This is a genomic window from Streptococcus pseudopneumoniae, from assembly GCF_001072375.1.
Lineage (GTDB): Bacteria > Bacillota > Bacilli > Lactobacillales > Streptococcaceae > Streptococcus > Streptococcus pseudopneumoniae_L.
This window is the reverse complement of the sequence record NZ_JVKV01000093.1, coordinates 26,015-34,494: the sequence shown is the minus strand read 5'-3', so window position 1 is coordinate 34,494 and position 8,480 is coordinate 26,015. Positions and strand designations below refer to the sequence as shown.

8 protein-coding genes are annotated in these 8,480 nt (G+C 41.0%); 6 read left to right on the top strand and 2 right to left on the bottom strand.

The window, feature by feature from the left end; genetic code table 11:
* The first annotated feature begins 163 nt into the window (after positions 1-163).
* Positions 164-358, top strand: a complete 195-nt coding sequence (locus ADH31_RS07390; protein WP_049502854.1) for a PspC domain-containing protein — start codon at positions 164-166, stop codon at positions 356-358.
* Between the two features lie 201 nt (positions 359-559).
* Here ADH31_RS07390 and ADH31_RS07385 read toward each other — a convergent pair whose 3' ends face one another.
* Entirely contained in the window at positions 560-1,114 is a 555-nt protein-coding gene (locus tag ADH31_RS07385; protein WP_049509880.1) for a GNAT family N-acetyltransferase, read from the bottom strand.
* A 108-nt stretch (positions 1,115-1,222) separates the two neighbouring features.
* Here ADH31_RS07385 and ADH31_RS07380 point away from each other — a divergent pair, with 108 nt between their 5' ends.
* Entirely contained in the window at positions 1,223-2,593 is a 1,371-nt protein-coding gene (locus ADH31_RS07380) for an MATE family efflux transporter (protein WP_049509878.1), read from the top strand.
* 96 nt (positions 2,594-2,689) lie between these two features.
* Positions 2,690-3,406 carry a YebC/PmpR family DNA-binding transcriptional regulator gene (locus ADH31_RS07375; protein WP_045762594.1) on the top strand — a complete coding sequence of 239 codons (717 nt, stop codon included), beginning with the start codon at positions 2,690-2,692 and terminating at the stop codon, positions 3,404-3,406.
* Positions 3,407-3,626: 220 nt separating this feature from the next.
* On the opposite strand, the gene ADH31_RS07370 is transcribed toward ADH31_RS07375, so the two are convergent.
* On the bottom strand, positions 3,627-4,301 hold the full coding sequence (locus ADH31_RS07370; RefSeq protein WP_049509876.1) for a CD20-like domain-containing protein: 675 nt from the start codon (positions 4,299-4,301) through the stop codon (positions 3,627-3,629).
* 207 nt (positions 4,302-4,508) lie between these two features.
* Between ADH31_RS07370 and ADH31_RS07360 the strand changes: the two genes are divergently transcribed.
* From ADH31_RS07360 to ADH31_RS07350, 3 genes are read left to right on the top strand one after another with little or no spacing between them, the layout of a single operon-like run.
* Positions 4,509-4,970, top strand: coding sequence for a MarR family winged helix-turn-helix transcriptional regulator (locus ADH31_RS07360; RefSeq protein WP_049509874.1), 462 nt, complete (start codon positions 4,509-4,511; stop codon positions 4,968-4,970).
* A complete protein-coding gene (locus tag ADH31_RS07355; RefSeq protein WP_049509872.1) occupies positions 4,954-6,723 on the top strand; it encodes an ABC transporter ATP-binding protein in 1,770 nt (589 codons plus the stop codon). The genes ADH31_RS07360 and ADH31_RS07355 overlap by 17 nt, the downstream gene beginning before the upstream one ends.
* Positions 6,713-8,473, top strand: a complete 1,761-nt coding sequence (locus ADH31_RS07350; protein ID WP_049509870.1) for an ABC transporter ATP-binding protein — start codon at positions 6,713-6,715, stop codon at positions 8,471-8,473. The genes ADH31_RS07355 and ADH31_RS07350 overlap by 11 nt, the downstream gene beginning before the upstream one ends.
* Positions 8,474-8,480: the final 7 nt, after the last annotated feature.

Genomic DNA, 8,480 nt, shown 5'->3' with positions numbered 1-8,480 from the left:
AGGTGAAGCTGACGTGGTTTGAATTTGATTTTCGAAGAGTATGAAACAATGAGAGCTTAAGAATTGCTAAAGCTAGCATCTTCAGATAAAAAGTAGAAAGACTATTGAAAAAGATTTGATTTGATGATAAAATAAAAAGAAAAATTAGTATTAGGAGATTATTATGGAAAAACGTCTAGTTCGTAATGTTCAAGATAAAAAGATTGCAGGTGTTTGTGCAGGTCTTGCTGACTACTTAGATATGGACCAAACATTGGTTCGTGCTATTTGGATTCTCTTCACATTGCTAGGTGGATCAGGAATTCTTGCTTACCTCATTCTTTGGCTCATCATGCCAGAAGCTGGAACAGAAGCGTAAACTTCGTGCATCTTTATAAGATAAATCATGATAAGGCTGAGACAAAATTGTTTCAGCCTTATTTATGATGAGCTAGGGATAGTTTTTTTCAAATTTTTATCTTCTTTGGGAAAAATAAAAAATCACCTGCGACAGGTGATTGTAAATCGGTTATAGAGAAAATTACAAATCTTTAATGGAGATTCAAGGTTGCAATCTAGATTAGTGTTCACTAAAGCGACGGTACTCGATGTGGAAGTCAAAGTAATTCTCTTCTTGCAATTTTTGAAAGATATTCCGATAGGCTTCTTCATCAAAATGGTCACCACGATAGAGAATTTCAAAGCTCATACCCTCGTATTCTAAAAAGGCATTGGCAGTTTTAAAACCATTTTGTAAGTAGAAATCCATGCGGGCTTTTCGTTGTTCGAGGTTATCACAATCTTCGTCCAACCGCTCCACTTCAAGAATCATGGTACGTTGGTAAAAATCAATGAGTTTTTCAATGATTTCTCTCCCGTAGCCATGACTGCGGAGATGGGGCATAATGGCAAAAAAGCTGATGTAGAATGCTTTTTGATTGGCAATAGCAAAAGCGAAGCCAACAAATTCTTCCTCGTTATAAAAAGCGAAAAAGTGAGCGTCATCCCTATCTTGGTAACGTAAAAATTCTTCCAAAGGTACCCTTTCTTCTTCAGGAAAAGCTTCCTTGTTTAATTGGTCAACTTTTTCAAGATCTGGAAATACATCTGTAATTAACTGGCTGGTTAAGGTCATACCTAACCTCCTTTTCTGTCATGATTATACCAGATTGTCTGTATATAGGCAACGCTTTCTTATCCAAACTCTCTTGTTCCCCTACTGGAAAGCTGATATAATAGCCTTATGAATAAAAAATCAACGGTGGACCTGATTCATGGCCCCATCCTTCCCGCGCTAATTAGTTTTGCATTACCGATTCTACTGTCCAATATCTTTCAGCAACTTTACAATACAGCTGATATCTTGATTGTTGGGCGTTTTTTAGGGCAAGAATCCTTGGCGGCAGTCGGAGCAACGACAGCCATTTTTGATTTGATTATCGGCTTTGCCCTCGGTGTTGGAAATGGGATGGGTGTTGTTATTGCACGTCTTTATGGCGCTCGTAATTTTGAAAAGATTAAGGAAGCTGTCGCAGCAACTTGGATTTTAGGGATTATCTTGAGTGTGCTTGTCATGTTGATGGGCTTTTTTGGTCTTTATCCACTCTTACAGTACCTAGAAACACCTGCAGAAATTCTCCCTCAGTCCTATGAATATATCTCCATGATTGTTAGCTGTGTGGGAGTGAGCTTTGCTTATAATCTTTTTGCAGGTTTGCTACGCTCTGTTGGCGATAGTCTTGCGGCGCTTGGTTTTCTTATTTTCTCAGCCATCGTTAATGTCATTCTGGATTTGTATTTTATTACACAATTGCAGTTAGGTGTTCAGTCTGCAGGTCTTGCAACCATTATATCCCAGGGTTTGTCAGCTATCCTTTGTTATTTCTATATCCGAAAGAGTGTTCCAGAGCTCCTTCCTAGGTTGAAGGATTTTAAATGGAATAAGGCCCTCTATGTCGATCTCTTAGAGCAGGGGCTAGCCATGGGCTTGATGGGTTCAATCGTCTCTGTCGGAAGTGTTATTTTGCAATCCTCTGTCAATAGTTTTGGAGCAGTCATTATCAGTGCTCAGACAGCAGCACGCCGAATCATGGCCTTTGCCTTATTGCCAATGACGGCTATCTCAGCATCGATGACGACTTTTATCTCTCAAAACTTTGGTGCAAAACGTCCAGATCGCATTGTCCACGGTCTTCGACTAGGGAGTTATATCAGTATGGCTTGGGCAAGCTTTGCTTGTGTATTCCTATTTTTTGCAAGTCCTAGCCTAGTTTCTTTCCTGGCAAGTTCGACAGACGGTTACTTGATTGAAAATGGGGCTTTGTACCTACGCATCAGTTCTGTATTCTATCCGTTTTTGAGTCTTTTATTGATCTATAGAAATAGCTTGCAGGGTCTCGGTCAAAAATTCTTGCCACTTGTATCAAGCTTTATCGAGTTTTTTGGTAAAATTATTTTCGTGGCTTGGATTATTCCTTGGACAGGTTATACAGGTGTGATTCTATGTGAGCCCCTTCTCTGGCTAGTTATGACTGCCCAACTTTACTTCTCACTTTCCAAACATCCATGGATCAAAGAAGGCAAAAAACTCTTGGCTACTGGCGGGAAATCCTAGCTTAATTTACAAAAGAAAATCCATTTCCTCTAGTGAAAATCGGATAGACTTGTGTTATAATAAGAAAGATTAAAATGTGAAAAAAGGAGATTCCTAATGGGACGTAAATGGGCCAATATCGTAGCCAAGAAAACGGCTAAAGATGGAGCTAACTCTAAAGTATATGCAAAATTTGGTGTAGAAATCTATGTAGCAGCTAAAAAAGGTGAGCCAGATCCAGAACTAAACACTGCTTTGAAATTCGTTATCGATCGTGCCAAACAAGCGCAAGTACCAAAACACGTTATTGATAAGGCTATCGATAAAGCAAAAGGAAACACAGACGAAACCTTTACAGAAGGACGTTATGAAGGTTTCGGACCAAATGGTTCTATGTTGATCGTGGATACTTTGACTTCAAACGTTAACCGTACAGCTGCCAACGTGCGTGCTGCCTTTGGTAAAAACGGCGGGAACATGGGAGCTTCAGGTTCTGTATCTTACCTCTTTGACAACAAGGGTGTTATCGTCTTTGCAGGTGAAGATGCTGACGCTATCTTTGAACTCTTGCTTGAAGCAGATGTCGATGTAGATGATGTAGAAGCAGAAGAAGGAACAATCACTGTCTACACTGCACCAACTGACCTTCACAAGGCTATCGTTGCTTTGCGTGAATCTGGTATTGAAGAGTTCCAAGTAACTGAATTGGAAATGATTCCTCAATCAGAAGTTGAGTTGTCAGGTGAAGATTTGGAAACATTTGAAAAACTCTACGGAGTCCTTGAAGACGACGAAGACGTACAAAAAATCTACACAAACGTAGACGGATTCTAAGAATAAAAATAACCCCTTTGAAAATTCAGTGTTTTCAAGGGGTTTGTTTATCCTGTGATGACAAAAGGGCAGGAAAGAGACAAAAATTTCTTTTGCTCAAAACGTTATTAGTAATCTATAATTGTCTATAATCCAATGGATTGTGGAAATATCCTAGTGCTGGGGTTTAGAAATCGAGACTTGGTCTACCGATTGTATTCCCGGCACCTTTTTAGTTATGTTAAACTTTCACTCCAGAATCAGATTGTTCTTTTCGGTCCAGTCCGACAGCAAATTTACGGATTAGAAGAAACTGGCCATTTTCCTGCTTAACAAACGTGAGCACAACTGTCTTAGGGTCTGAACTGATGGAGAGATAGGTGATTCTTTTTATTTCATAGTCTCCCATAACTGAATCTGTTTCTGAATCTGGGATTCCGTGTTTTCTGATAATATCTTTGTAGTTGCTGCCACCTTTCCCACTATCAGAAGTGTCCCCTTCTACCAAGGCATCGAACTGTTCCTGGCTCCAAGTGAAGAATTCAGTATCCTCCTCGTCATCCCCCTCGTCTGTACTACTATCAGGAAGTTCACCATAATCCTCAGTATCAGTTGAAGAAGTGATATTTCTATAGGGGTGACTAAAGGTTCTGGCAAGGTCAGTAAAGACATTAGTAGATAGAACTTGAGTTATTAAAACAAGGACAATGGAAATAAGACCTAAGGTTGTCCCGATGATAGCCAATGTTTTACGGTTTCTGAGATTGATGGCAATACCAAAAACTCCTAAAATCAAAGTGGCAATGGCAAGGAAAAATGATAGGATGTTAACGATAGGTATCCAAGAACCAAGAAGCGCCAGGGCTCCAAAGATGATGGCAAGGATTCCTAAGAGTTTCTGTTCTTTTTGTTTCATGTGTGAATTTCTCATTTCTAGTAAACTGGATTCGTATCTATGTGAGATAGTGTTTATTATAGATAAAATAAGAGCTTATGTCAATTTCTGCTTAGATAGTTCTCTAGGAAACTTTTTTCTTGACATCCTATTTGAAAATGATAAAATAGTTCTCATGGAAACTTATTGGTTCTCTAGAGAACTATTTATGTGTAAAAAGGAGCAATCATGGATAAGCCGATGTTAGCTTTTAAACGCTTTGGTCATCAGGTTCACCTTATGGTGCAACAGGAAGCTAAACGTTGTGGTATTGAATTTATGGGTGGACCGCAGGGCCAAGTCATACGATTTTTAGACTATCGTGAGGAGTCTGAACAGGCGGTGTTAATCAAGGATATTGAGCAGGAACTCAATATCACCAAGTCAGTCGCCAGTAATCTAGTGAAGCGCATGGTGCAAAATGGTTTGGTGGAGTTGGAGGTGAGTCCAAGTGATAAACGGGCGAAATTTGTTCACTTGACCGAAAAATCACGCTCTCAGATGAAACAAATCAAATCATTCTTTGATCGAATGAACCGTAGTTTGCTTGATGGCATTTCCGAAGAGAATCTCGCTATTTTTGAAGAAGTCATGGGCCAACTACAAGCAAATGTAGAAAAAATAGGAGGTAAGAATGAAGAAACTCGCTAAGCGTATCACAGGAAAAGAGTGGGGCATGATTCTAATAACTGTTCTCTTTACCTGTTTCTCGGTCTATCTAGAGTTAGAAGTACCGACTTACGTTTCAAAAATAACAGAATTACTCGGAACGCCAGGTACGGAGTTGGGAGACCTTTGGTCGCCAGCAACTAAGATGATGGGTTTGTCATTCTTAGCCTTCTTATCATCTGTAACAGTTGGATTTTTTGCTGCTCGAGTTGCAGCATCCTATACGGCTCATCTACGAAGCGATATTTTTAATCGAGTTCTAGATTTCTCGCAGACAGAGATCAAACGTTTTTCAATCCCCAGTCTTTTGACTCGGACGACTAATGATATCACACAGGTTCAGATGCTTTTTACCATGGGACTCCAGGTGGTCACTCGTGGTCCTATTATGGCTATCTGGGCCATTGGAAAAATCCTTGGGAAGTCTGAGTACTGGCTCTGGGCAGTAGTAATCGCTGTTATCGTCAATGTTTTGATGACAACTGTTCTCCTGACTCTGGCCTTTCCGAAACAATCTGTCATTCAAAAATTGACAGATAAACTCAATAGTATTACTCGTGAAAGTTTGACAGGGATTCGGGTTGTTCGTGCTTATAATGCTGAGGATTATCAAGATAAGAAATTCGAAGAAGCTAATGAAGAAGTCACGCGACTCAATCTCTTTGTTAGTCGCTTAATGGCCATTATGAACCCAATTATGCAGGCGATTTCTAGTGGCTTGATCCTTGCAATTTACTGGATTGGTGCCTATCTTATCAACGATGCTAGCCTGACAGAACGTCTGCCACTCTTTAGTGATATGGTGGTCTTCATGTCTTATGCCATGCAGGTCGTGATGGGCTTCTTGCTCATGGGTGCTCTCTTTATCGTCCTTCCTCGTACCTTGGTTTCTGCAGGACGTATCAATCAAGTGCTGGACTTGCATTCTTCTATTGAAAATCCTAGTCAACCACAGACTGCAGAAGCATCTGTTCAAGGTCAAGTGGAATTCCGTGATGTAACCTTCCGTTACTCTAAAAACTCAGAAGCGGTTGTGGAGCATGTCAGTTTCAAGGCAGAAGCAGGACAAACCATTGCCTTTATCGGCTCAACTGGTTCTGGTAAATCTACGCTTGTGAACCTCTTGCCTCGTTTTTATGATGTATCTGATGGGGAAATCCTAGTGGACGGTGTCAATGTGAAAGATTACGACTTGGAAGATTTGCGTAATAAAGTCGGCTATATCCCACAAAAAGCAGTCCTCTTCTCAGGAGATGTCAAGGGCAATCTCGACTTTGGTAAGAGTCAAGAAACGCCACTAAGTGAGACTGCCATGTGGCAAGCTTTGGAATTGGCCCAGTCTAAAAACTTTATCGAAGATAAGGAAGCAGGTCTAGCTTCAGAAGTGGCTCAAGGTGGGACTAACTTCTCAGGAGGTCAAAGACAACGTTTGGCCATTGCGCGTGCCTTGGCTCGTAAGCCAGAGATTCTCATTTTTGACGATTCATTCTCAGCCTTGGACTACAAGACAGACCGTATCTTGCGCCAAGTATTAGCTGAAAAGACACAATCCATGACCAAGTTGATCGTTGCCCAACGCATTTCAACCATCATGGACGCTGACCTGATCTTAGTCTTGGATCAGGGGAAAGTCGTGGGACAAGGCACCCACAAGGAACTTCTTGCAACTAACGAAGTTTATCAAGAAATTGCCTATTCACAACTATCGAAGGAGGAATTGGAACATGGAAAATAAGAAAATGTCCTTATGGAAACAATATAAACCTTTTCTAGCAGGTCTCCAACTTCCCCTACTAGTAGCTGTTGTGGCAGCTGTATGTTCAAGTATCATTACGGTGTATGGTCCAACTAAAATAAAAGAAATTACCAACTTGATTTCAGATGGGTTAATGACAGAGATTGACCTAGAGGCTGTCTCAAGTATTGCTAGCTTTTTGGTCATCCTATATGTGATTGGTATTATCCTAAACTATACGCAAGCCTATATTTTTTCAACGAGTATCCAACATTTTTCAAAACGTTTGCGAACAGCTATTGCTGAAAAAATCAATCGCTTGCCTTTAGGATATTTTGACCGTCATTCTCAAGGGGACACCCTTTCTCGTGTAACCAATGACGTTGATACAGCAGCACAGTCCCTCAACCAAAGTCTAGGGACCGTTATCTCAGCTAGCTTCTTGCTAATCGCTGTTTTGATTACCATGTTTGGCATGAACTGGATTTTGGCATTGGTAACCGTTGTTTCAACTCTTGTTGGGTTTGCTGCGGTTTCAGTGATTATGGCTAAGTCACAGGGTTACTTTAAAGCCCAACAAAACAATCTGGCAGCTGTAAACGGCTATGTGGAAGAAATGTACTCTGGCCACAATGTGGTGACCAGCTATAATGCTGTGGATACCATTAAAGAAACATTCGCAGGCTTGAATCAAAATCTACATGATAGTATCTGGAAATCTCAGTTTATTTCTGGCATCATGATGCCTGCTATGTTCTTTGTCGGAAACTTTAGTTATGTTTTGGTTGTTATCGTCGGTGCTGCCTTGGCTCTTGAAGGCCATATCAGTATTGGGATTATCGTAGCCTTCATGGTTTATGTTCGTACCTTCTCACAACCCTTATCACAGATTGCCCAAGGGATTACAAGTTTGCAACAGGCCAGTGCAGCTATGACCCGTGTCTTTGAGTTTCTAGGCGAAGCTGAGATGGAAGACGAATCTCATAAGGCAAGACAATTGACTGGTATGAAGGGTGAAGTAGTCTTTGACAGAGTTGCCTTTGGCTATACTCCTGAGAAAACGATCATCCATGATTTTTCTGCGACAGCTCATGAAGGGCAAAAGGTTGCCATTGTTGGGCCGACTGGAGCGGGTAAGACTACTATTGTCAACCTTTTGATGAAGTTCTATGAGATTGATAAGGGAAGTATTCGCATCGATGGTGTGGATACCAAGGCTATGAAGCGCTCAGAAGTGCACGATGCCTTTTCAATGGTCTTGCAGGATACCTGGCTTTTTGAAGGAACCATTCGAGACAATCTCATCTATAATCAAACTGGTATTAGTGATGAGCGCGTGATTGAAGCTGCCAAAGCAGTCGGAATCCACCACTTTATCACAACTTTACCAGATGGATACGATACCGTCTTGGATGATACAGTGACCTTGTCCGTCGGACAGAAACAGCTCTTGACCATCGCTCGTGCCCTTCTCAAAGATTCTCCACTTTTGATTCTGGACGAAGCGACATCTTCAGTCGATACACGTACAGAGGAGTTGATTCAGAAAGCCATGGACCGTTTGATGGAAGGACGCACATCCTTTGTCATCGCCCATCGCTTGTCAACTATCCGTAATGCGGACTTAATCCTGGTCATGAAAGATGGAAATATCATTGAGCAAGGCAATCACGATGAGCTCATGGCTCAGAGTGGTTTCTATGCTGACCTCTACAATAGTCAATTTACAGAAGATGAAGTAGAAGAATAAAACCAAA